This is a genomic window from Acaricomes phytoseiuli DSM 14247 (assembly GCF_000376245.1).
In the GTDB taxonomy this organism is placed as follows: domain Bacteria; phylum Actinomycetota; class Actinomycetes; order Actinomycetales; family Micrococcaceae; genus Renibacterium; species Renibacterium phytoseiuli.
On the sequence record NZ_AQXM01000064.1, the window covers coordinates 48,589 to 71,456 of the forward strand.

Annotated in this window: 19 protein-coding genes; 5 read left to right on the forward strand and 14 right to left on the reverse strand. The window is 65.7% G+C overall.

All coding sequences use genetic code 11. The features are described from left to right. Nucleotides 1–5 precede the first annotated feature (5 nt). Complete coding sequence (locus C501_RS0110885; protein WP_018135659.1) at nt 6–1,805, reverse strand: glycerol-3-phosphate dehydrogenase/oxidase; 1,800 nt, start codon at nt 1,803–1,805, stop codon at nt 6–8. Between the two features lie 138 nt (nt 1,806–1,943). On the opposite strand from C501_RS0110885, the gene C501_RS0110890 reads away from it, so the two are divergent. The 4 genes from C501_RS0110890 to C501_RS0110905 are packed head-to-tail and all read left to right on the forward strand — an operon-like array spanning nt 1,944 to nt 5,823. Continuing rightward, nucleotides 1,944–2,906, forward strand: a complete 963-nt coding sequence (locus C501_RS0110890) for a sugar-binding transcriptional regulator (RefSeq protein ID WP_026174851.1) — start codon at nt 1,944–1,946, stop codon at nt 2,904–2,906. Nucleotides 2,907–2,948: 42 nt separating this feature from the next. Next, entirely contained in the window at nt 2,949–3,782 is an 834-nt protein-coding gene (locus C501_RS0110895) for an aldo/keto reductase (RefSeq protein ID WP_018135661.1), read from the forward strand. Continuing rightward, the gene (locus tag C501_RS0110900) at nt 3,779–4,750 is read left to right on the forward strand and encodes an alpha/beta fold hydrolase (RefSeq protein WP_018135662.1); all 972 of its coding nucleotides are present in this window, start codon (nt 3,779–3,781) and stop codon (nt 4,748–4,750) included. The genes C501_RS0110895 and C501_RS0110900 overlap by 4 nt, the downstream gene beginning before the upstream one ends. Next, nucleotides 4,747–5,823 (forward strand): glycosyltransferase family 4 protein, encoded by a 1,077-nt coding sequence (locus C501_RS0110905; protein WP_018135663.1) that lies wholly within the window; start codon nt 4,747–4,749, stop codon nt 5,821–5,823. The genes C501_RS0110900 and C501_RS0110905 overlap by 4 nt, the downstream gene beginning before the upstream one ends. 26 nt (nt 5,824–5,849) lie before the next feature. Here C501_RS0110905 and C501_RS0110910 read toward each other — a convergent pair whose 3' ends face one another. The 6 genes from C501_RS0110910 to mihF form a co-directional block, all read right to left on the reverse strand. After that, nucleotides 5,850–7,949 (reverse strand): primosomal protein N', encoded by a 2,100-nt coding sequence (locus tag C501_RS0110910; RefSeq protein WP_018135664.1) that lies wholly within the window; start codon nt 7,947–7,949, stop codon nt 5,850–5,852. Between the two features lie 43 nt (nt 7,950–7,992). Further along, a complete protein-coding gene (metK, locus tag C501_RS0110915; protein WP_018135665.1) occupies nt 7,993–9,198 on the reverse strand; it encodes a methionine adenosyltransferase in 1,206 nt (401 codons plus the stop codon). Between the two features lie 9 nt (nt 9,199–9,207). Further along, the gene (gene coaBC, locus C501_RS0110920) at nt 9,208–10,521 is read right to left on the reverse strand and encodes a bifunctional phosphopantothenoylcysteine decarboxylase/phosphopantothenate--cysteine ligase CoaBC (RefSeq protein WP_018135666.1); all 1,314 of its coding nucleotides are present in this window, start codon (nt 10,519–10,521) and stop codon (nt 9,208–9,210) included. A 33-nt stretch (nt 10,522–10,554) separates the two neighbouring features. Next, complete coding sequence (rpoZ, locus tag C501_RS0110925) at nt 10,555–10,827, reverse strand: DNA-directed RNA polymerase subunit omega (protein WP_026174852.1); 273 nt, start codon at nt 10,825–10,827, stop codon at nt 10,555–10,557. A 19-nt stretch (nt 10,828–10,846) separates the two neighbouring features. Continuing rightward, nucleotides 10,847–11,461, reverse strand: a complete 615-nt coding sequence (gmk, locus tag C501_RS0110930) for a guanylate kinase (protein WP_018135668.1) — start codon at nt 11,459–11,461, stop codon at nt 10,847–10,849. A 97-nt stretch (nt 11,462–11,558) separates the two neighbouring features. After that, nucleotides 11,559–11,885, reverse strand: coding sequence for an integration host factor, actinobacterial type (gene mihF, locus C501_RS0110935; protein ID WP_026174853.1), 327 nt, complete (start codon nt 11,883–11,885; stop codon nt 11,559–11,561). A 324-nt stretch (nt 11,886–12,209) separates the two neighbouring features. On the opposite strand from mihF, the gene C501_RS0110940 reads away from it, so the two are divergent. Continuing rightward, nucleotides 12,210–13,703: a DHA2 family efflux MFS transporter permease subunit gene (locus C501_RS0110940; protein WP_018135671.1), complete on the forward strand. Its 1,494-nt coding sequence runs from the start codon at nt 12,210–12,212 to the stop codon at nt 13,701–13,703. A 96-nt stretch (nt 13,704–13,799) separates the two neighbouring features. Here C501_RS0110940 and pyrF read toward each other — a convergent pair whose 3' ends face one another. From pyrF to pyrR, 7 genes are read right to left on the reverse strand one after another with little or no spacing between them, the layout of a single operon-like run. Next, nucleotides 13,800–14,648, reverse strand: coding sequence for an orotidine-5'-phosphate decarboxylase (gene pyrF, locus C501_RS0110945; RefSeq protein WP_018135672.1), 849 nt, complete (start codon nt 14,646–14,648; stop codon nt 13,800–13,802). Further along, nucleotides 14,641–18,006, reverse strand: a complete 3,366-nt coding sequence (gene carB / locus C501_RS0110950; RefSeq protein ID WP_018135673.1) for a carbamoyl-phosphate synthase large subunit — start codon at nt 18,004–18,006, stop codon at nt 14,641–14,643. Before carB ends, pyrF begins: the two co-directional genes overlap by 8 nt. Continuing rightward, the gene (carA, locus tag C501_RS0110955; protein ID WP_018135674.1) at nt 18,006–19,253 is read right to left on the reverse strand and encodes a glutamine-hydrolyzing carbamoyl-phosphate synthase small subunit; all 1,248 of its coding nucleotides are present in this window, start codon (nt 19,251–19,253) and stop codon (nt 18,006–18,008) included. The genes carB and carA overlap by 1 nt, the downstream gene beginning before the upstream one ends. Then, on the reverse strand, nt 19,250–19,834 hold the full coding sequence (locus C501_RS0110960; protein WP_018135675.1) for a PH-like domain-containing protein: 585 nt from the start codon (nt 19,832–19,834) through the stop codon (nt 19,250–19,252). Before C501_RS0110960 ends, carA begins: the two co-directional genes overlap by 4 nt. After that, nucleotides 19,822–21,192, reverse strand: coding sequence for a dihydroorotase (locus C501_RS0110965; protein ID WP_018135676.1), 1,371 nt, complete (start codon nt 21,190–21,192; stop codon nt 19,822–19,824). The genes C501_RS0110960 and C501_RS0110965 overlap by 13 nt, the downstream gene beginning before the upstream one ends. Further along, nucleotides 21,189–22,214: an aspartate carbamoyltransferase catalytic subunit gene (locus tag C501_RS13305; protein ID WP_051064537.1), complete on the reverse strand. Its 1,026-nt coding sequence runs from the start codon at nt 22,212–22,214 to the stop codon at nt 21,189–21,191. The genes C501_RS0110965 and C501_RS13305 overlap by 4 nt, the downstream gene beginning before the upstream one ends. Further along, nucleotides 22,214–22,849, reverse strand: coding sequence for a bifunctional pyr operon transcriptional regulator/uracil phosphoribosyltransferase PyrR (gene pyrR / locus C501_RS13310; protein ID WP_156807748.1), 636 nt, complete (start codon nt 22,847–22,849; stop codon nt 22,214–22,216). Before pyrR ends, C501_RS13305 begins: the two co-directional genes overlap by 1 nt. Nucleotides 22,850–22,868: the final 19 nt, after the last annotated feature.

The window sequence follows — 22,868 nt, forward strand, 5'->3', positions numbered from 1 at the left end:
TCCGGTCAGGAGATCAGCTGCGGAACACAGACCCGGTGGAACGTTTCCAGTACCTCCCGGGCATGCTGCACTTCCTCCTGGGCCCGCTGCGCATCCCAGCTCAGTGGGCCGGAGAGAGCCTGAGCAATTTCTTCCAGAAGTTCAATGCTCACCAAGCCCCGGAAGGCCAGCGAGGTACGCCGGATCAGCACATCGATCAGGTGGACAACCTGCTCCTGCTCCACCATGTACTCTAGCTCCCTCGTACTCAGCTCATGCGTTGCCTGCAGCAGCGAGTCTACGCCCTGGCCCAAATAGCCGATCACCTGCGCGGCCCGGCTGCCGTAGCGGTTGAGCAGACCACGGGCGCGGGCCTCGTCGATCTGCGCCGCCCGGGCTTGGCCCTCGAGCGCTGCAAGCCAGGCCGAGACGTCCTCTTCGGTCTCCGGGAAATCGGCTCCACCGCCGATGGTCAGTTCCGCGGTGGAGACTTTGCGCTTCTTGCCGAGTTTGGCGAGAGCCTCATCGGCCAGATGCTCGCTGAGCGCCCTGAAGGTGGTCCACTTGCCGCCGATGAGGCTCAGCATAGAAACCGGCTCCCCTGCCCCGGGCAGCGTGCTCTGCTCAATGCGGTAGTCGCCCGAGACGAATCCCGGCTGGGCGTCATCGTGCCGCGGCAGCGGCCGGACTCCGGCGAAGCTGTAGACGATGTGCTCGCGGGTCACCGGAAGATCCGGGAAGAGGTGCCCGATGAGGTCGAAGAAATAATCGATCTCCGCATCGGTGCAGATGCTTGATTCGGTGTTGCGGATATCGGCGTCGATATCCGTGGTCCCCACCAGAACCCTGTCTCCCATGGGGTAGATCAGAACGATCCGGCCGTCCGTATGCTCGAAGAAGAGCTCTCGCCCGCCGCAGGCAGCCAGCAGCTCCGGGTGGTCCAGGACGATATGGGAGCCTTTGGTCCCGCCCATGAAGGAAGACTGCTCGCCCAGTGCGCCGTTGGTCAGGTCGGTCCAGGCACCGCTCGCATTGATGATGACCGGAGCCCGGAAGCTGAACTGCTTCCCCGTCAGCCGATCGGTGAGCTGCACACCGGCATCATCGATTCCGGTGACTTCCAGGTAGTTGCTGGCCCGGGCCTTACCGTTCTCGCTGCCGGCCTCCACACCGTCCCGCAGGACATCGAGGGTCAGCCGCTCCGGATTGTGTACCGAGGCATCGAAATACGTCGCGGCGTATTTCAGATTGGGGTTCAGCCAAGGCAGCTCTTGGAGCGCTCGTTCTTTGGCTGCGAACTGATGCCGGGGCACGGAACCGCCGTCCCGGGAGAAGGAGTCGTAGATGCTCAATCCCAGTTTGATCAGGAAGGCTCCGCGCTCTTTCAGCTTGCCCTGCTGTTTATGCGTCAGGAAGCGCAGCGGAGCGGAGAGTACCCCGGAAAAGGTGGAGAAAATCGGGATCGTGGTTTGCAGCGGCTTGACGTAGTGCGGGGCGAGCTTCAGCAGGCGATTGCGCTCCTGCACCGACTCCTTGACCAGCCGGAACTCCCCGTTCTCCAGATAGCGAATGCCTCCGTGGATCATATGCGAAGAGGCCCCCGATGCTCCCTGGCAGTAGTCCCCGCGCTCCACGAGGGCCACATCGACGCCCTGCAGGGCCAGATCCCGGAACGTGCCGACGCCGTTGATGCCACCGCCGATAATGAGCACTTGGGCTTCGGGCCGGTTGCGCAGGGCCGTGACGCTGAAGCGCTCATCAGCGGACTGCGGCTCGTTGCGCTGTGCGATGGACTGCGGCTCAGCTGCCGTTTCCGAGTCAGACATGGTGTTGCCTCCTGCGTCACATAGTGTTCCGGCGCTGTGCTGCTGCATCACCACCGGCTGCTACAAGGTATTCTTCGAAAGTAATGAAAATTCAGTCAAGCTGAATGCACGCACGTGCAGAAAGGTCTGGCCCCGGTCATGGCCCGCACTTCTTCCTTCGATACCGCCGATAGCCTGCGGGTAGCGCAGATGTACTACTTGCAGGACCAGACCATGGATGCGATCGCCCGGGAACTGCGCACCTCGCGCTCCACGATTTCCCGGCTCCTCTCCGCTGCGCGGGAGAGCGGGCTCGTGGAGGTTCAGATCCGCCCGAGGCACGATCGCGCACCCGAGCTCGCCCGACTGCTTCGGGAGAGGTATTCCGTGGATGTGCACGTCGTCCCGGTGCCGGGCATCCTCAACGAGGGCGAAGTCCTCGAACGCGTGGCTATGCAAGCGGCCCGGACCATCAGCCCGCTCATCGATTCTGATGCGGTGATCGGACTGGCCTGGGGCTCCACGCTGAGCGCGCTCAGCCGCCATCTGCAGCCCAAGGCCACCCACGACTGCACATTCGTCCAGCTCAACGGAGCTGGTAACACACGAACCAGCGGCATCGCTTACGCTTCAGAGATCCTCGGCCGCTTCGGCCACGCTTTCGGAGCCCGAGTGGTGCAATTCCCCGTACCGACTTTCTTCGACCAGGCCAGTACTAAACGTGCGATGTGGCAGGAACGCAGTGTGCAGCGGATCCTGGACTGGCAGCAGCGGATGAGCATGGTCATCTTCAGCGTCGGCTCGGTGGAAGCCGAGTTGCCCAGCCGGGTCTATGCCGGGGGCTATCTGGATGCTGCGGACCGGGCCAGCCTCGAAGCGGACGACGCTGTCGGCGATATCGCAACGGTCTTCTTCCGGGCCGATGGCAGCGCGGAGGGCATAGCTCTCAATGAGCGCTCCTCAGGGCCCTCGCTGGAGCTGTTGCGTTCCATCCGACGCAGGGTCTGCGTCGTCTCCGGTCAGGCGAAGGCCGCCAGCCTGCAAGGGGCTCTCGCCGCTGGCCTGGTCACCGAACTGATCCTCGATGAGGCCTCGGCCCGGCGCCTAGCCGATGCCGGCTAATTGTGATCCGGAACCGCGCCGGCAGCCGATAGAGTCGTGAGTATGACGCATCCGGTCACAGCCCCCTTGCAAAGCTCCGCCATCCCCTTGCAGGGCTATGGGCTCTACAAAGTACCCCCGGAAGACGCCGAGGAGCTGACCTTGGAAGCCATCCGGGCGGGTTACCGACTCATCGATACCGCCGCGTTCTATCAGAACGAGGGCGCGGTGGGGCGAGCCGTGCGCCGGGCCATCGCCGAAGGCCGGGTGCAGCGCGAGGATCTCTTCATCACCTCGAAGCTCTGGAATGACTCACACGGATACCGCCAGGCCCAGCGGGCGTTCCAGGACAGTCTGGACCGCCTGGGGCTGGACTATCTGGATCTCTACCTCATCCATTGGCCCTGCCCCGCGCAGGACAAGTACCTGGAGACCTGGCGGGGGCTCGAAGAGCTCGCCACGGCAGGGGCGGTGCGGCGGATCGGCACGAGCAACTTCCTGCCCGAGCACCTGGAACGGCTGCTAGCCGATGCCGATATCGTTCCGGCGCTGAACCAGATCGAATTGCATCCGTGGCTGCAGCAGACCGAGGCCCGGAAGTACCATGCCCGGCACGGTATCGCCACGCAGGCCTGGAGCCCGCTCGCCCGAGGCCGGGTGCTCGATGACCCCGTGATCGTTCAGCACGCAGCCGAGCAGCGGATCAGCCCGGCGCAGCTGGTGCTGTGCTGGTTGCGCGATGATGGCATCAGCGCGATCCCCAAGGCCTCCAGCCCGCCGCGGATTCTCGAGAACCTCCAACTGCCGGGCACGGCATTACCCACGGAGGCGAAAACGGCTATCGCAGGCCTGGACCGGGGGCAGCGCGTCGGCTCCGACCCGAGGCAGATCTCATGAGCGCGGCCGTGACCCCTTCGCACTATGCACCGCGTCTTAACGGCAGGGTGCAGGCGATGAGCCTGGAACCGGGCAGCGATAGCCGCCTGAAGACAAACAACCTGAAGACAACAGTGCGCTACTGGGACTACGCCCCGGTTCGTCAGGCCGCAGACGCTAAGACCATTCTGGCCGTGCACGGTTTCCGGGGCGACCACCACGGCCTGGAACGGATCGTGGAGCAGCTTCCGGGCCATCGGATCATCATGCCGGACCTGCCGGGGTTCGGCAGCAGCCCTCGCCTCCCTGATCGGCGCCATGACATTTCCGGGTACACCAGGGTTCTTTCGGAGTTCATGGAAGCCCTCGACCTAGGCCCGGATACCATTCTGCTGGGGCACTCCTTTGGCTCCATCGTGACGAGTCATTTCGTGGCCGAGCAGCCGGGCCGGGTAAGCCGGTTGATCCTGATCAACCCGATCGCCTCCCCCGCGTTGGAAGGCCCACAGGGCGCACTGTCCAAAATCGCGGAATCCTATTACTGGGCCGCGGCCCGGCTCCCGGAGCGGGCCGGACGAGCGCTGCTGCAGAGTCCGCTGATCGTCCGCGCGATGAGCGTCGGCATGGCCGTCACTCGGAACAAGCCACTGCGCCGCTTCATCCACGAGCAGCACGATGCATACTTCAGCAGCTTCGCGGACCGGGACATGCTCCTGGAAGCCTTCACCGCGTCCATCACCAGTCATGTGGGCCAGGTCGCGCAGCAGCTGGCGCTGCCGACGCTGTTGATCGCCGGCGGCGCAGATCAGATCGCGCCGCCGGCAGCACAGCGCCGCTTGCTGCGCCGTCTTCCGGAAGGGCGCCTGCATGTCATCGACGGGGTCGGGCACCTGATCCACTATGAGACACCGGGCCCCGCAGCCGTAGCCATCGAGGAATTCCTGCGCCCGGGCCCCGAACGGAAAGCACAAGGGGAAGAACCGGTATGAAGATCATCGTCGATGCCCGATTCACCCGCACCGACTATCACGATGGCATCAGCCGTTACGGTGCCAGCCTGGCCGGGGCACTCGCCGAACTGGCCGACGTGACCCTGCTGATCAGCGATGAGCGGCAACTGGCCCTGCTGCCCGATCTGCCGTGGGTCAAGATCAACAGCCCGCTGTCCCCCAGCGAGCTCTTCGTCGCCCGGAAGATCAATCGGCTGAATCCCGATGTCGTGTTCTGCCCGCTGCAGACTATGGGCTCAGCGGGCCGCAGATACGGCCTGATCCTGACCCTGCACGATCTGATCTACTACCAGCATCCGGGGCCCCCCGGATTCCTGCCGTGGCCGGTTCGGGCGCTCTGGCGGCTCTACCACCTGGCGTACTGGCCGCAGCGGTTGCTCCTGAACCGCGCCGATATCGTCGCGACGATATCTCAGACCACCCGGGCCCTTATGCAGAAGCACCTGCTCACCCGGCGCCCGATCCGGATCGTCGGCAATGCCCCGCAGGCCGGAGCAGCTCCGCGGGCCTCTGCCGCTACGACGAAAAGCCTGGTGTACATGGGCTCATTCATGCCGTATAAGAACGTCGAAAGCCTGATCCGCGGCATGGCCCATCTGCCCGGCTACACTTTGCATCTGCTCTCCCGGATCAATCCGGCCCGGCGGGCAGCGCTGGAGCAGATCATCCCGGAGACCGCGGACATCGTCTTCCATGAGGGCGTCAGCGACGCCGAATACGAGCAGCTGCTCCGCGAGGCGACAGCCCTGGTGACACTCTCCCGCGCTGAGGGCTACGGTTTGCCCCTCGTCGAGGCCATGACGCTGGGCACCCCGGTCATCGTGGCGGACACCCCGATCTTCCGGGAGGTGGGCGGTGCCGCCGCCGGCTATGTGGACGCCGAGGACTCCGAGGCGTTCGCCGCCGCCGTCCGCGAACTGGAGGACCCCGCGGTCTGGCAGGAGCGGGCCGAAGCCTCGCTGCAGCAGGCGGCCGGTTACTCCTGGGAGAAGTCAGCACAAGAGCTGCTTGCCGCTGCGGAGGAAGTCCGCGCGCTTCGCAACAAAAACTAGCTCGAACAGGCTAGAACCGGAGCAGCCTAGAGCACGTCCACGCCGTCGCAACGCAGCTGCACCGGCTCACCGAGTCTGGCAGCGGCGCTGCTGGCCCGGGCCGCACGTGCACCAACAAGGACAGCAGCGGCCTGTTGATACGGGATGAACAGCAAAGTCCGGTAAAGCCCCCCGCGCTCATCGACGAGTGCCGGGCCGATCACCCGCACTTCATCGGGAAGGCTCAGTCGCTCGGTGAAGCCCCTGACCGAAGCGAGCGGGCCGGTCAGCGCGAGCACTCGTGCGGCCGGGGGCAAACCGAGTTCGATTCGCTGCGCCAGCTCGCGTTCCGCGAAGCCCGCCGGATCCCAGCGCACGAGTGCGGCTGAGGCAGCGACATCAGCAGCCACGCACACCACGATTCCACCAGCACCCCGCGGCCTCACCAGAGCGGCGGCGGCCAGCCAGCGCCGGAGTGTCTCCTCACCCGTCCGCAGGTTCTCCCGGCTCAGTAACCGATCCCCGTCCAGCAGAAGTGCTGCGGCATAGCCCTCGGCGGCGACCGGCTCAGCCCCGACGGTCGCCACGACCAGAGCGGGCCGGTCCGGCACGCTGTCCTTAACGTGATCGCCGGAGGAGGTGATCACGCTGGTCTTGGGAAAAGCACGGCCCAGTTCTTCTGCGGTCCGGCCCGCTCCGGCTGCTCCGCGTCGCAACTGCGCAGAGCCGCAGGATGCGCAGCGGAAGGCGTATTCGGGCGTACCGCACCAGCGACAGCTGAGCGGCTCGGCGGGGCTGAGCTGCCCCAAGGGGCCGGCGCACTCCCGGCAGCGCGTCGGCTCACGGCACTGCTGGCAGAACAGTGCGGGAAAGTATCCCGCGCGCGCGACCTGCACGAGCACCGGGCCGCTCGCGAGTGCCTGTTGCGCCGTGAGCCAGGCACGATGCGGCAATCGCGCGGAAGCCGCTGCGGGGTCTGCGCCGAGCTCGTAACTATCCGAAGTGCTCAGCACCCGCGGGGTCAGCATGCGCAGCTCGCTGCGCGAAAGCTCGATGGGCTGCACCCACTGCCGCTCGACGAGGCGCTGCACTTCGGTGGTGCGCGCATACCCTGCGAACAGCAGAGCCGCTGATTGCTGCTGCGCCCGGATCAGCAGAACTTCCCGGGCGTGCTGGTAGGGAGCGCGCCGCTCCAAGAGCACATCATCGCCGTCATCCCAGCAGCACAGCAGCCCAAGATCCTGAACCGGAGCGAAGGCCGCTGAGCGATTGCCCAGGGCGATCCGGCGCTCCCCGGTCACCAGACGCAGGAATGCTCGGTATCTGGCGCTCGGGCCGTCTTCAGCGGTCAGCCTGACGAAGCTCTCCGGGCCGAGTGCTTCCACGACTGAAGCGCAGAGCAGCTCCAGATCGCGTTGATCCGGAACCACCGCGATCACCCCCCTGCCGCTCAGATAGCAGGCGGCAATGGCTTCGGCCAGCTGCCGGTGCCAGGCCTCCGGCCCGTACCCGCGGGCACTCAGCAATGCAGCCCGGGGTGACTCCCCGGCAGCTAAACGATCAAGAAAAGCCGCAGCCCGGGGGTACCCGGCGAAGGCCGTACCGAGCGGTGATCCGGCCTCAGTGGCTGTTTCGGGCGATTTCTCCGGAGCCGGTTCCTGAGTCTCGGCGGCAGGTACCGCGAGGTCTTTCTCCACCCTGGCCACCCGCGGCGGCACCGCCACCCTGAGCACATCGGATACCGTGCCCGCGTAGCGCTCGGCCACGGCACGGGCGCAATCCAGGATTTCCGGGGCGAGCACCGGCAGCTCCCCGAGGACGCGGCTGATCGGTTTGAGTCGCCGCCCACTGGCGGAAGCCTCGCCGCGGCTCACCAGGTAACCGCTGAGTTCCTGACCTCCGAAACGGACTTTCACCCGGACGCCCGGCTGCGCCTGAGCATCCAGCTCCGCCGGGATCCGGTAGTCGAACAGGCGGTCCAGATGCGGGAGCGAAGAGTCCACGATGACCTGCGCCACGGGACCTTCATCGGCCTCTTGTACGTCCTGCATGTTCTTGGCCTGCGGAAGGCTCTCGGGCAGGTCGAGCCCGGGCAGCATCGCGCTCTGCTCTGCACCCGCTTGTGCTGCGGGCTCTGCGGCCTTCATCTCAGCAGTTAATCACGAGGCACTGACAGGCCGCGAAACGGCTTCAGCCGCCGAGGTGCCGGCGCAGAGCATCCGCTCGGTCCGTGCGCTCCCAGGTGAAATCCGGTTCTTCGCGCCCAAAATGGCCATGCGCCGCCGTTCGGGCGTAGATCGGCCGCTTGAGGTCCAGATCATTAATGATCGCCTGCGGGCGGAGATCGAAGACTTCCTCGATGACCTCGGCGATCTTCACCGGATCGACTTTCTCCGTTCCGAAGGTCTCCACATAGGTGCCGACCGGACGCGCCTGCCCGATCGCGTAGGCGACTTGGATCTCCGCGCGATCCGCCAGCCCGGCGGCGACCACGTTCTTCGCCACCCAGCGCATGGCGTACGCCGCGGAGCGATCCACCTTCGAAGGATCTTTGCCGGAGAAGGCACCGCCGCCGTGCCGGGCCATCCCGCCGTAGGTGTCGACGATGATCTTGCGGCCGGTCAGCCCGGCATCGCCCACCGGGCCGCCCACGATGAAGGCTCCTGCCGGGTTCAACACATTCCTGGTCCGAGAGAGGTCCAGGCCCGAAGAAGCCAGAACCGGTGTGATGACGTGTTCGGCGATGCCTTCCCGCAGCTCCCCGAGATCGGTGCCCTCTGCGTGCTGGCTGGAGAGCACGACGGTTTCCACGCTCACCGGGCGGTCGCCGTCGTATCCGATGGTCACCTGGGTCTTGCCGTCGGGGCGCAGATAAGGCAGCGTCCCATTGCGACGCACCTCAGACAACCGCTCGGAGAGCCGATGCGCGAGGAAGATCGGGGTGGGCATATAGGTGGCGGTCTCGTTGGAGGCATAGCCGAACATCAGCCCCTGGTCACCGGCGCCCTGCCGGTCGTAATCATCTTTCGCGGTGCCTTCCCGGACTTCGAGCGAGTTGAAGACGCCGTCGAAGATCTCCGGCGACTGCTGGCCGATAGAGATCGAGACACCGCAGCGGGCGCCGTCGAAGCCGTTGGCGGAAGAGTCGTAGCCGATGCCCAGAATGGTCTCCCGGACGATCTGCGGGATCTCCACATAGGCTTTGGTGGTGACTTCTCCCGCGACCTGGACCAGACCGGTCGTGGCCAGGGTCTCGACCGCTACCCGGGAATCAGGATCCGCGGCGATCAGCGCATCGAGGATCGCATCACTGATCTGATCGCAGATTTTATCCGGATGACCTTCGGTTACGGATTCGGAGGTGAACAGGCGCAGGGGCTCAGTGGAGGAGGTCACGCCCCAACTCTACTGCTCGGCCCCCTCGGGAGCAGACTCAATAAGGCGTTCCGTGACAAGCCCCACGATCCGTGCGGCCACCTGGTCCTTCGTGCCTCCGAAGGCCTCGGGTTCGGCAACAGGGTCCGAGCTGTTCCGACGATCCAGGACCACGACGTGATTGTCGTCTGCGCCGAAGACTTTGCCCGCACTGACGTCATTGACCACGAGGAGATCGCACCCCTTCCGTTCCAGTTTGGCCCGGGCATACTCGAGAACACCGCCCTGATCGTCCCCCGTCTCCGCGGCGAACCCCACGATCAGCTGCCCGGCCCGGCTCGGATCCTCATCCCGACTCCGGACGAGGCCTGCCAGGATATCTGGGGTGCGCACCAGGGTGATCACTGGATCCGCCTGGTCGTCGCGTTTCTTGATTTTCTGCGTCGTCGTCGCGGCGGGCCGGAAATCGGCCACCGCTGCGGCCATCAGCACCGCATCGACCTTCTGGGCCGCAGTAGTCTGCGCTACCGCTCGCTCAAGGCCCTGCGCGCTCTCCACCGGGATCACCTCGACTCCCCTGGCCTCGAGATCACTGAGCGCTTGGGGGTCGAGATTCGCCGCGATCAGGGCGACGTCGGCTCCCGCGGACCGTGCTGCCCGGGCCAGGGCGAGCCCCTGCTTCCCACTGGAGCGATTGCCTAAGTAACGGACGGGATCAAGGGATTCCCTGGTCCCGCCGGCGGTCACCAGGATGCGGCGGCCGCGCAGAGGCAGAGCCGGATCACCGCCCTGCATCTGACCTGCGTCTTCCGCCAGAGTTGCTTCGGCAGCGGATAGCGCCGCGGCGTAGATGGCTTTGGGATCGGGCAGTCGCCCCGGGCCGGAGTCGCTTCCGGTGAGCCGGCCTTCAGCCGGTTCGATGACCACCGCGCCCCGGGCCCGCAGGGTCTCGACGTTGCTCTGCGTCGCCGCATGAGCCCACATTTCGCTGTGCATCGCTGGGGCGAAAACCACCGGCCCGCTGGCCATGAGCAGAGTGGTCGTGAGCAGATCGTCGGCGTGTCCGCCGGCCGCTTTGGCCAGCAGATCCGCGGTCGCGGGAGCGACGACGATCAGCTCGGCCTCATGGCCCAAGCGCACATGGTTGACCTGATCCACTCGATCGAAAACCGAGGTGCTCACGGGGTGCCCGGAAAGCGCCTCCCAGGTTGCAGAACCGACGAATCGTAACGCGGAATCCGTTGGAACCACGTGCACGGAGTGCCCTGCTTCAGTGAAAAGCCTGAGAAGCGAAGCGGCTTTATACGCGGCGATGCCGCCGCTGACGCCGAGGATGATGCGCATGATACTGCGCCGACAGTCAGTTGCCGGCCCGGCTTAGTTCGCCGGATCAGCGGTCTCTGCCGCAGGCTTGGCCACGAGCAGGCCGTCGTTGATCTCGCGCAAAGCGATGGACAGCGGCTTCTCGTTCAGCTTGGTGTCCACGAGCGGGCCCACGTATTCGAAGAGCCCCTCGTGCAGCTGAGCGTAGTAAGCATTGATCTGACGCGCGCGCTTGGCTCCGAAAATGACCAGGCCATACTTCGAGTCAGCCGCTTCCAGCAGTGAATCGATGGGCGGGTTGACAATGCCTTCGGCAGGATAGGACACGGGATACTCCACAATCTACTCAGCGTGATCCATCAGGGTCGCCGGTAACGCCGGCTAAACCCATCAGTGAAACCAGTTCAGCTGCGGCCCGCTCCACACTGTCATTGATGATGGTGTGATCGAACTCTGACTCGGCAGCTAATTCTATTTTAGCGGTTTCCAGGCGACGATGCCGCTCTTCCGGATCTTCCGTGCCGCGGCCCACCAGCCTGCGCACCAGCTCATCCCAACTGGGCGGGGCGAGAAAGACGAATCTCGCTTCCGGAATCGCGGCTTTGACCTGGCGCGCCCCCTGTAAATCGATTTCCAGCAGAACCGCTCTACCGGCCGCTACGGCATTATCGACGGAGGAGCGCAGCGTGCCGTAGCGGTTCTTCCCGTGGACGACTGCCCACTCCAGGAAAGCGCCTTCATCGACGAGCCGGTCGAACTCGTCAACGGTTCTGAAGTAGTAATGCACTCCCTCGACCTCGCCAGGCCTCGGCGAGCGGGTTGTCGCAGAGACGGAGAGCCAGACCTGCGGGTAATGATCCCGGATATAGGTCGAGACGGTTCCTTTGCCGACCGCCGTGGGGCCGGCTAATACGGTCAGTCCGGCGCAGCTGTCACTGCTCTGCGGAACGCTGGCGGACATGCTGGGCTCGGGGGATGATGACGCGGGCACCTTACCAGGATAAATCACGCCACGGAGCAGAAGACAACCGGCCCTGCCCGTCACTTCATGGAGCGGCTCAGCCCTTGCGGAACCCCTCGAACCAGCTGATAAGAGCTTTCCGCTGGTGGATTCCCAGGCCGCGAAGCCTGCGGCTCTGGGCGATGTTCAGCTGCTCCATGATGGCGCCGGTGCGGACCTGCCCCACACCGGGAAGCGATTCGAGCAATTCAGAGACTTTGAGGCGGCCAAGAGCTTCATCCCGATCCGCCGCGGCGATGACCTGAGCCATGCCCAGCTGACCGGACTTGATCTTCTGCTTGGCTTGCGCCCGAATGGCCCGGGCCGCCGTGGCCTTCTCCAGTGCTGCTGCACGCTCCCGTGCGGACAAAGGTTTCAAACTCACTGGCTACCTCACTCAGATCTACCACGGGGACCGGACCTCAACCCGAACCTATCCGGTAGTGCTCGGCAAAATCAATCCTCTTGCTCCCCTCTGATCACTCTTGCACCCCTCTGATCAGAGGATAGGCGGACGATGGGCCTGAGAAGACCCGCACAAAATTGCCGGAACAGCAAAAAACTATCCGATTGCGCGTTTCGGGAAATATCAGCATCTCGCCGGGAGTTTAGAATTCTTGCCGGAGGATAACGCTTCCACCACGGGGGCTCCAGCACGGAGATATCAGCCCGGCGCCCATCTCGATATCCAGACTTCATAAGGGAAGCAATGACTGAAAATCGCCAGGCCAGCCTGGAAAACACCCAGAGCAGTTCGGGCCCACAAGGCCCAGAGGCCGGGACGGATACTGCCACGAGCACTGAAACGCAGCGCCCCACGGCGGTTCTGGGCCTGTTGCTGGCCGCTACTTTCGTCGTCTTCCTCAACGAGACGATCATGAGCGTCGCGCTTGTGCCGCTCAAGAATGATCTGCAAGTCTCAGAATCTACGGTGCAGTGGCTCTCGACCGCATTCATGCTCACGATGGCCACCGTCAGCCCCATGACCGGTTACCTGCTGCAGCGCCTCACCACGCGGCAGGTGTTCATCTTGGCCATGTCGCTCTTCTCCGCCGGAACCCTTCTGGCCCTCATCGCCCCGGGCTTCGGCCTGCTGCTCGTGGGCCGGATCGTCCAGGCAACCGGTACCGCGATCATGATGCCGCTGCTGATGACCACCATCATGCAGCTGGTGCCCGCGGAGTCCCGGGGTAAGACCATGGGCAATGTCAGTATCGTTATCTCGGTGGCGCCCGCCGTCGGCCCGACTCTGGCCGGTATCATCCTGAGCGTTGGCAGCTGGCGCGGAATGTTCGGACTGATGCTCCCGATCGCCCTCATCATGCTCTTGATCGGCATCAAATACGTTCGGAACGTGAACGAGCCGAAACCCGCGCCGTTGGATCTGGTCTCGGTGGCCCTGGCGGCCGTCGGCTTCTCCAGTCTGGTCTACGGCCTCAGCCAGATGGCTCACCCAGTGGGCGGCGGCGGAACCCTGGCGCTCTTCATCGGCATCGGCGTCATCACCCTGATCGCCTTCGTCTGGCGGCAGATCGTTCTGCAGCGGAAGGACAAAGCGCTGCTGGATCTGCGGACGTTCCGCAGCCGGACGTTCACCGCTGCGGTGCTGCTCATGGTCCTGGCCATGATGGCCCTCTTCGGCACGATCATACTGCTCCCGTTCTACCTGCAGGGTTCGCTGGGGATGGAATCGCTATGGGTCGGCTTGCTGCTTCTGCCCGGCGGCCTGGTCATGGGCTTAGCCGCTCCGTGGGTGGGGCGGCAGTACGATAAGCACGGCCCCAGGCCGCTGCTGGTGCCGGGCACCGTCGTGGTGTCGGTAGCGCTGTGGCTGTTCTCCACGATCAACGCCGAGACGTCTCCGTATCTGGTGATGTCGATGCACATCCTGCTGAGCGCCGGGCTGGCCCTGATCTTCACGCCGTTGTTCAGCGCCGGTATGGGGTCATTGGAGCCGAAGCTCTACTCGTACGGCTCGGCGACTCTGGGCACCGTTCAGCAGGTCGCCGGAGCGGCGGGAACCGCCTTGTTCGTGGCGATCATGAGTTCCCAATCCTCTGCGGCCGCCCTGACCGGGAGCAGCGCGGAGGCGGCGACAGCGGAAGGCGTCCGCTCGGCATTCATGGTCGGCGCCATCCTGTTCACGCTGACGATCGCCATCGCCTGGTTCATCCGCAAGCCGGAACCCGTCGCCGGGCACTGACGGTTTCTGCTCCCGTTTTTGATGGTCTCCGTGACTTCTGATGGTCCCCGAAGGGCCTCAGAAGTCACGGAGACCATCAAAAATCAGCGGGCTGAGTCAGGCTAGTTCCGCGGAGACCTTCCGGATAAGTTCGCGGATCGCGGCCGGCTCCGGGCCGGCGGCGGCGATGAGACGGCTGGCCGGGGCCAGCACCTGCGCGTAAGCTCTGCCGAAGACCGTGCGCAACTCGTCCGCATCCGCTCCCTGGGCGCCCAGCCCCGGGGCCAGGATGGGCCCGTTGAACGATTCCAGCCGCAAATCGAGGTCTTCCGCTGCGGATCCGATCGTCGCGCCAACCACGAGCCCTACCGGGCCCATCTCCCCGGTATCACCGGCAATGGTCTGGTTCTCGGTGACCGCCGCGGCGACGATCCCGCGCGCTACCGCGCCCTCCGGCTCGCTGCTCCCCCGGTGCTGCACGCTCATTCCTTCCGGATTGGAGGTCAGCGCCAGCACGAACACGCCGCGTCCATTGCGGATAGCCAGGTCGAGCACTGGCCGCAGCGAGCCGAACCCCAGGTAGGGGCTCACCGTCAGCGCGTCAACCCGCAGCGGGGAGCCCTCGGCAAACCACGCCTCAGCATAACCGGCCATAGTCGAGCCGATATCCCCGCGCTTGGCATCGGCCACGGTGAGCAGACCGGCCTGATGCGCATCGGCAAGAACCCGTTCCAAGGCGGTGTAACCCGCCGCGCCGAAGCGCTCGAAGAAGGCGATCTGCGGCTTCACCGCGGGCACCTCAGCGACACCGGCTTCGATGAGAGTGCGGGCGAAGCGCTCCGCGGAGGCGGCGTCGTCATTTAGCCCCCACTGCCGCAACTGCTCAGGGTGCGGGTCGATGCCCAGGCACAAGCGTCCGCGTGCGGACATCGCCTCGGCCAGGCGCCGGCCGAAGTTCTCAGGCATCCGCTAGCTCCTCGTCTGCCCCGGCGGATTCCGGAGCGGCGGTCTCGGTGAACCGCTGCGCATGCTCCTGCAGGCTCGTCACCGACCATTCGAAGCTGCGCATCGCCTCGATCCCGAGCACCGCGACGTTGAATTCCGCCACGGTGGTGATGCAGGGAATGCCGTTGGACGTCGCTGCGGCCCGGATCTCATAGCCGTCACCACGGGCCTCACCACCGGAGGGGGTGTTGACGATCATGTCGATCTTCCCGTCGATGATGAGGTCCACGATGGTGCCCTCGCCCTCCTCGCTGACCCCTTCGCCGACTTTGCGCACCGTGGTGGTGGCGATGCCGTTCCGGTTCAGCACCTCGGCAGTGCCACCGGTCGAGCAGATATCGAAGCCGAGATCCGCGAGCCGTTTGACCGCCATGACCACCGAGCGCTTGTCCCGATTGGCGACCGAGACGAAAACCGTTCCGGAGGTGGGCAGTGCGTTATTGGCCGCCGCTTGGCTCTTCGCGAAAGCGGTGTCGAAATGCTTGTCGATGCCCATGACCTCGCCCGTGGAGCGCATCTCCGGCCCGAGCAGTGAATCCACCACGACGCCCTCGGGGGTGCGGAAGCGGCTGAAGGGCAGCACGGCTTCTTTGACCGCGACCGGGGCGGTGGCCGGCAGAGCTGCGCCGTCACCGGAATCCGGTAGCAGCCCGATATGCCGCAGCTGCGAGATCGTCTGGCCCGTGCCGATGAGTGCGGCTGCTTTGGCCAGCTGCACCCCGGTGGCCTTCGAGACGAAAGGCACCGTCCGCGAAGCCCTGGGATTGGCTTCCAAGACGTAAAGCACATCCGAGGCCAGGGCGAACTGGATATTGATCAGCCCACGCACACCGACGCCTTCGGCGATCGCCGCGGTGGCGTTACGGACCCGCTCCACGACCGGCGCGCCGAGCGTCAGCGGCGGCAGCACGCAAGCGGAGTCGCCCGAGTGCACCCCGGCTTCTTCGATATGCTCCATGACCCCGCCGATGTACAGCTCCTGGCCGTCATAGAGGGCGTCGACGTCGATTTCGATAGCGTCTTCCAGGAAGCGATCGATGAGCACCGGGTGATCCTCGGTGATCTCCGTGGCTTTGGCGATGTAGCGGGAGAGCTGGGCCTCGTCGTAGACGATCTCCATGCCCCGGCCGCCCAGGACGTAAGAGGGCCGGACCAGCACCGGGTAACCGATCTCTTCGGCGATCCGGCGGGCGTCTTCGAAGGAGACCGCAGTGCCGTTCTTCGGCGCTACGAGGCCCGCGTTCTGCAGCACCCGGGCGAACTGCCCACGATGTTCGGCCAGATCGATCGCCTCCGGGGAGGTGCCGAGCACCGGGATCCCGGCCGCGGCCAGCTCACCGGCCAGCTTCAGCGGGGTCTGGCCGCCGAGCTGGACGAACACGCCCATGACTCCTCCGGTACGCTCTTCCGCCGCAACGACTTCCAGAACGTCCTCGAGGGTCAAGGGCTCGAAGTACAACCGGGTGGAGACGTCGTAATCCGTAGAGACCGTCTCCGGATTGCAATTGACCATGACGGTCTCATAACCCAGCTGGCGCAGCGCCATCGAGGCGTGCACGCAGGAGTAATCGAACTCGATACCCTGGCCGATCCGGTTGGGCCCGGAGCCGAGGATAATGATCGACGGCTTCTCGTGCAGGGCGATCTCATCCTCCTCATCGTAGGAGGAGTAGTGGTAGGGCGTGTACGCGGCGAATTCGGCCGCGCAGGTATCAACGGTCTTATAGACCGGGCGGACGCCCAGGGCCTGCCGCACTCCGCGCACCACGGCTTCGGTGCTGTGCGTGAGCTTGGCGATCTGGCCGTCGGAGAATCCGTGCCGCTTCGCTTTGCGCAGGAGTTCAGCATTGAGCGCCCCGGAGCCCGCAGCGGAGACCCCGCGCAGTTCGGTGGCGATCTCGTTGAGCAGCTGCAGCTGGTCCAGGTACCAGGGGTCGATCCCGGTGGCCTGGTACAGCTCTTCGACGCTGGCCCCGCCGGCCAGCGCCTGCTGCACCTGCCCCAGCCGCTGAGCCGTCGGGCGCTTCACCTGCTCCAGCAGATCCGGCAGCCAGCCGGCCCTACCCGCGTACTCCGGGTACACCGGCTCGAAATCGAACTCTGCGCCCTTCTGCTCCAGGGACCGCAGCGCTTTCTGCAGCGCCTCGGTGAAGTTCCGGCCGATCGCCATCGCCTCGCCCACGGATTTCATGGTGGTGGTCAGCGTGGGGTCCGCCGCCGGGAATTTCTCGAAGGCGAACCGCGGAACCTTGACGACCACGTAGTCCAGGGTCGGCTCGAAGCTCGCCAGGGTCTTCTGCGTGATGTCGTTCGGGATCTCGTCCAGGGTGTAGCCTAGGGAGAGCTTGGTGGCGATCTTGGCGATCGGGAAACCCGTGGCTTTCGACGCCAGCGCCGAGGACCTGGAGACCCGCGGGTTCATCTCGATGACCACGATCCGCCCGGTATCGGGCTCTACCGCGAATTGGATATTGCAGCCGCCGGTATCCACGCCGACTTCACGGATCACCGCGATGGAGATATCCCGGAGCCGCTGGTATTCGCGGTCGGTGAGCGTCATCGCTGGAGCCACCGTGATCGAATCTCCAGTGTGCACGCCCACCGGGTCGAGATTTTCGATGGAGCAGACCACCACGACGTTGTCGTTGCGGTCCCGCATCATCTCGAGCTCGTACTCTTTCCAGCCCAGGATGCTCTCTTCGAGGAGTACTTCCGAGGTGGGGCTGTACTGCAGCCCGGCACCGGCGATCCGGCGCAGATCCGCTTCGTCGTAGGCGAGCCCGGAGCCCAGGCCGCCCATGGTGAAAGAGGGCCGCACGACAAGCGGATAGCCGAGGTCAGCGGCAGCGGTCAGCGTCTCGTCCATGGTGTGCACGATGTGGGAGCGCGCGGATTCGGCGCCACAGCGCTCCACGACACCCTTGAACTTCTCCCGATCCTCACCGAGCTCGATCGCTTCGATATTGGCGCCGATCAGCTCCACGCCGTATTTCTCCAGCACCCCGTTCTTATCCAGGGCGATGGCGGTGTTGAGCGCGGTCTGGCCGCCCAGGGTCGGCAGCACCGCATCGGGGCGCTCTTTGGCGATGATGCGCTCCACGACCTCGGGGGTAATCGGCTCGACATAGGTGGCGTCCGCGAATTCCGGATCGGTCATGATCGTCGCCGGATTGGAGTTGACCAGGATCACTCGGAGGCCTTCCTCCTTGAGCACGCGCAATGCCTGGGTTCCGGAGTAGTCGAATTCGGCGGCCTGCCCGATGACGATCGGCCCGGAGCCAATCACCAGAACAGAGCGAAGATCATCTCGTTTAGACATCAGTGTGCTTCCTCATCATGCTGCTCGCGCCCATCTTTCTCCGGCTTCTCCTGGAGTTCCTTCTGCTCTTCCATGAGGTCGATGAAGCGGTCGAAAAGATACGCTGAATCATGCGGCCCGGCGGCGGCCTCGGGGTGGTACTGCACTGAGAACGCCGGGATATCCAGGCAGCGCAGGCCTTCGACGACATCGTCATTGAGACTGATGTGGCTCACTTCCACCCGGCCGAACCTGGCTTCCGGTGCGTCGCTGATGCGCTCTTTGGGCGCGTCCACCGCGAAGCCGTGATTCTGCGAGGTGATCTCCACCCGACCGGTGGCTTTGTCCAGCACCGGCTGGTTGATACCGCGGTGCCCGTAGCGCAGTTTGTAGGTGCCGAAGCCCAGGGCCCGGCCCAGGATCTGGTTGCCGAAGCAGATGCCGAAGAACGGGAACCCCGCTTCCAGTACTTTGCGCAGCAGTGCCACCTGGTCATCAGCGGTGGCCGGATCGCCGGGGCCGTTGGACATGAACACCCCGTCCGGGGCGAGTTCCCGGATCTGCTCGAAATCCGCGGTGGCCGGCAGCACATGCACCTCGACCCCGCGCTCCGCGAAGCGCTGCGGGGTCATCGACTTGATGCCCAGATCCAGCGCCGCGATGCGCCAGCGGGGCTCGCTGCCGCCCTCGGCGTCTTCCCAGCCGTGCTCGGCGGGCGAAACCACATAAGGTTCGGTCACGCTCACTTCTTCGGCGAGGCGGGCACCTTCCATCGGCTCGGCGGCAGTGACCTCGGCGAGCAGTTCGGCATCGCTCTTACCTGCCAGGGCCTCACCGGAGAAGATTCCGGCGCGCATGGCGCCACGCTCGCGCAGATGTCGGGTGACCGCGCGGGTATCGATGCCGTGGATGCCGATGATCCCCTGCTCGTCCAGCTCTTCATCGAGGCTGCGCTGGGACCGCCAGTTCGACGGCCTCCGTGCAGGGTCCCGCACGATATATCCCGCCACCCAGATCCGCCGGGACTCGGCATCGTCGTCGTTCACACCGGTGTTGCCGATATGCGGCGCGGTCTGGACGACCAGCTGCCGGGCGTAGGAGGGGTCGGTGATGGTCTCCTGGTAACCGGTCATCCCGGTGGCGAAGACCGCCTCGCCCAGGGCAGTGCCACGGGCGCCGTAAGCGTAACCGTCGAACTTCCGGCCGTCTTCCAGGAGCAGCACCGCCCGGCTGGCGGCCTCCGGTGCGGTTGTCGTCTCGCTCGTCATCTCAGATTCTCCTCATCGGATGCGGTCGCCGTTCCCGGCTGACTGCCGTACCGGTCTAGTAATTCCTGGCAGGCCTCCACCAGCGCGCTGCGCTCGACCGCGCGCCGCAACCGGAAGCCCGTGTCTAGATTCTGCCGGCGGTCTTCGCCGTCACTCAGCTCCCAGGTCACCACGACGATTCCGTCGCGTTCCACGAACTTCCCGGCCATCCCCGCCTCGGTGCGCATTTCCCTGAGGGTCTGCGCAGGAATGAACAGATCGGAGGCACCGGAGCGCCGGATCAGGACCCCTGCTGATCCTAGGCCCGGTGCGGCCTCCTGCCCAGGGTGTATTTCCAGATCCGCGGTGGTCCGCAGGCCCAGGCCCCGGGCGGCGATCCGGTCCAGCCAGTCGCCTTCGGTCGTGGTTGTGACGTACTGGCCTTCGAAGCTGTGCTGCGGGGCACCGAGCTCCGGCACGGCGGGCAGCTCTGGCAGCAGAGCGCTCTGCCGGTTCATCCGGTTGCGCCAGCCCAGCCAGAACAGAATGAACAGCGCTGCCAGCGGGATCAAGAGCAGCAGTGCCGGGCCTACGCGTTCCATGACCCCGCCTTCATCGTCGAAACAGCCGAGGCCGTCGCCCGCGGCGCGGCCAGCTCGGCATCGCGCACCGTGGCGTGACCCGCCCAGAACGTGGCTTCCACCCGGCCGGGCAGCTCCATCCCCCGGAAAGGCGAGTTGCGCCCCTTGGTCGCCATCCGCTCCGGAACGACTTCCTGGCGCGCGGCCGGGTCGACGAGCACCAGATGCGCAGGTTCGCCGACCTCCAGCGCGCCGCCCTGCCAGGGCAGCTGGCCGATTCGCGCGGGCCGTTGGGACATCGCCGCGGCGATCTGCGCCCAGTCCATCAGACCGGTTTCGAGCATCGCGTGCTGAACCACGGAGAGCGCGGTCTCCAAGCCGGTCATCCCCATCGCCGCCTGCGACCATTCGCATTCCTTGGCCTCGGCCGGGTGCGGTGCGTGATCCGTGGCCACGATATCGATGGTGCCATCGGCCAGGGCGGCCCGCAGAGCGAGCACATCCTCTCCGGTGCGCAGAGGCGGGTTGACCTTGTACACCGGGTCGTAGCTGCGCACCAGCTCATCGGTGAGCAGCAGGTGATGCGGGGTGACCTCCGCGGTGACCGCGATGCCCCTGGCCTTGGCCCAGCGCACGATCTCCACGCTGCCCGCGGTGGAGACATGGCACAGATGCACCCGGGAGCCGACGTGCTGAGCCAGAAGCACATCCCGGGCAATGATCGCCTCCTCCGCGACCGCCGGCCAACCCGGCAGCCCAAGCACCGAGGAGACCTGCCCCTCGTGCATCTGCGCGCCTTGGGTCAGCCGGGGCTCCTGGGCGTGCTGGGCGATGACCCCGTTAAAGGCCTTCACATATTCCAGGGCCCGGCGCATCAGCACTGGATCGGAAACGCAGATGCCGTCATCGGAGAAGACACGCACCCGGGCCTGGGAACCGGCCATCGCAGCGAGGTCGGCAAGGCGCTCCCCCGCCAGACCCACGGTCACCGCGCCTACCGGGCGCACTTCGGTCCAGCCCGCTTCGTGGCCGAGCCGGTACACCTGCTCCACCACGCCCGCGGTATCCGCCACGAGACTGCTGTTGGCCATGGCGTGCACCGCGGTGAATCCGCCCCGGGCCGCGGACTGGGAACCGGTGAGCACTGTCTCGGCGTCTTCCCGGCCGGGTTCGCGCAGATGCGTGTGCAGGTCCACCAGACCGGGCAGTGCCACGAGCCCGTCGGCGTCGATCACGGTGGCGCCGCCGGCCTCCAGGCCGGTGCCCCGCTGCCGGATCTGGCCATCTTCCATTAGAAGATCGGCACGACCGGCGCCGAGCAGATCCGCTCCTCGGATCAAGTACCGCTGCTGATCGGCTGTGGGTTCCGTCATGATCATGCCTCCTGAGTTCCGGGAGCCAGCTGCACCGCAGCCGGAGTTCCGCCAGTTGTCACGGCCGGTGCCAGGCCCCCGCTCAACAGCAGATACAACACCGCCATGCGCACGGAGACTCCGTTGCTGACCTGTTCGCGCACCGTGGAGCGCGGGGAGTCAGCCGCTGCTGAGGAGATCTCCAGCCCGCGGTTCATCGGCCCGGGGTGCATCACGATGGCCTCCGGGTTCTCGGCCAGCAGCTGCGCCAGACGGGTGTCGTCGAGCCCCCATAGTCGGGAGTACTCCCGTTCGGAAGGGAAGAACGCCGCGTTCATACGCTCGCCCTGGACGCGGAGCATCATCACCACGTCCGGGCCGGCGGCCAGGGCTCGGTCGAGATCGTAGTCGATGCTGCAGGGCCAGCTCTCCGCACCCACGGGCAACAGAGTCGGCGGGGCGACCAGGGTGACCTCCGCCCCCAGTGCGGGCAGCAGCCAAGTATTGGACCGGGCCACCCTGGAGTGCAGCACATCTCCGACGATCACCACCCGGAGCCCGGAAAGATCACTGCCCACCGGGTCGACTCCCCTGCTGCGCGCCCAGTACCTGCGCATCGTGAAAGCATCGAGCAGGGCCTGGGTGGGGTGCTCGTGCGTGCCGTCACCGGCATTGACCACCGAGGCGTCGATCCAGTCCGAGGCGGCCAGCCGGTGCGCGGCCCCGGAGCTGGGGTGCCGGATCACCACGGCATCGGCCCCGATGGCCTCGAGCGTCTGCGCGGTGTCCTTGAGCGATTCGCCTTTGGACACCGAGGATCCTTTGGCCGCGAAATTGATGACATCGGCGCTGAGCCGTTTCGCGGCGGCTTCGAAGGACACCCGGGTGCGCGTTGAATCCTCGAAGAAGAGGTTGACCACGGTGCGACCCCTCAGAGCGGGGAGTTTCTTGACTTCCTGCTCGGTCACCCGGGCCATTTCCTCAGCGGTGTCGAGGATCTGCCGGGCCGCGGCGCCGTCGAGATCCGCGGTGGAGAGAAGGTGCCGGATCATCGGCCGCCCTCATCGCTGGCAGTAGTACTGGCAGAAGCAGCAGCGGGGCCGTAGATCATGACGTTCTCCACCCCGGCATCGGTTTCAGCCAGCTGCACCTGGACGCGCTCGGCCTGGGACGTCGGCAGGTTCTTGCCGACATGGTCGGCGCGGATCGGCAGCTCGCGATGGCCCCGGTCCACGAGCACGGCGAGTCGGACCGCACGGGGCCGGCCGAGATCCACGATGGCATCCAGGGCGGCGCGGATGGTCCGGCCCGAATAGAGAACATCGTCGACGAGCACCACGGTCTTGCCGTCGATGCCGCCGGCGGGCACTTGGGTGCGCTGCGGCGCGCGGGTCGGCTGACGGGAGAGGTCGTCACGGAACATCGTGACATCGAGCTGGCCGGTGGCGCGCTCCGGATCGAATCCTGGCTCGGTGCCGGCGATCTTCGCCGCGAGCCGAATCGCCAGCGGGTAGCCCCGCCGCGGGATGCCCAAGAGCAGCAACTGCTCGGGGCCTTTATTGGACTCCAGGATCTCGTGAGCTATCCGGGTCAGCGCACGGTCGATATCCGCGCTGCCGAGGACCACACGGCCTGGAACGGCTTCTGGTGCAGCAGGCTCGCCTGCTGTCGATGCACTCATCATGCCGATGCCCCCTTCCCCG

Excerpts from the sequence above, each read along its gene's own strand:
- C501_RS0110885 (WP_018135659.1), bottom strand. The coding sequence starts at position 1,805 with ATGTCTGACTCGGAAACGGCAGCTGAGCCGCAGTCCATCGCACAGCGC.
- C501_RS0110890 (WP_026174851.1), top strand. The coding sequence starts at position 1,944 with ATGGCCCGCACTTCTTCCTTCGATACCGCCGATAGCCTGCGGGTAGCG.
- C501_RS0110895 (WP_018135661.1), top strand. The coding sequence starts at position 2,949 with ATGACGCATCCGGTCACAGCCCCCTTGCAAAGCTCCGCCATCCCCTTG.
- C501_RS0110900 (WP_018135662.1), top strand. The coding sequence starts at position 3,779 with ATGAGCGCGGCCGTGACCCCTTCGCACTATGCACCGCGTCTTAACGGC.
- C501_RS0110905 (WP_018135663.1), top strand. The coding sequence starts at position 4,747 with ATGAAGATCATCGTCGATGCCCGATTCACCCGCACCGACTATCACGAT.
- C501_RS0110910 (WP_018135664.1), bottom strand. The coding sequence starts at position 7,949 with ATGAAGGCCGCAGAGCCCGCAGCACAAGCGGGTGCAGAGCAGAGCGCG.
- coaBC (WP_018135666.1), bottom strand. The coding sequence starts at position 10,521 with ATGCGCATCATCCTCGGCGTCAGCGGCGGCATCGCCGCGTATAAAGCC.
- gmk (WP_018135668.1), bottom strand. The coding sequence starts at position 11,461 with ATGTCCGCCAGCGTTCCGCAGAGCAGTGACAGCTGCGCCGGACTGACC.
- C501_RS0110940 (WP_018135671.1), top strand. The coding sequence starts at position 12,210 with ATGACTGAAAATCGCCAGGCCAGCCTGGAAAACACCCAGAGCAGTTCG.
- pyrF (WP_018135672.1), bottom strand. The coding sequence starts at position 14,648 with ATGCCTGAGAACTTCGGCCGGCGCCTGGCCGAGGCGATGTCCGCACGC.
- carB (WP_018135673.1), bottom strand. The coding sequence starts at position 18,006 with ATGTCTAAACGAGATGATCTTCGCTCTGTTCTGGTGATTGGCTCCGGG.
- carA (WP_018135674.1), bottom strand. The coding sequence starts at position 19,253 with ATGACGAGCGAGACGACAACCGCACCGGAGGCCGCCAGCCGGGCGGTG.
- C501_RS0110960 (WP_018135675.1), bottom strand. The coding sequence starts at position 19,834 with ATGGAACGCGTAGGCCCGGCACTGCTGCTCTTGATCCCGCTGGCAGCG.
- C501_RS0110965 (WP_018135676.1), bottom strand. The coding sequence starts at position 21,192 with ATGATCATGACGGAACCCACAGCCGATCAGCAGCGGTACTTGATCCGA.
- pyrR (WP_156807748.1), bottom strand. The coding sequence starts at position 22,849 with ATGATGAGTGCATCGACAGCAGGCGAGCCTGCTGCACCAGAAGCCGTT.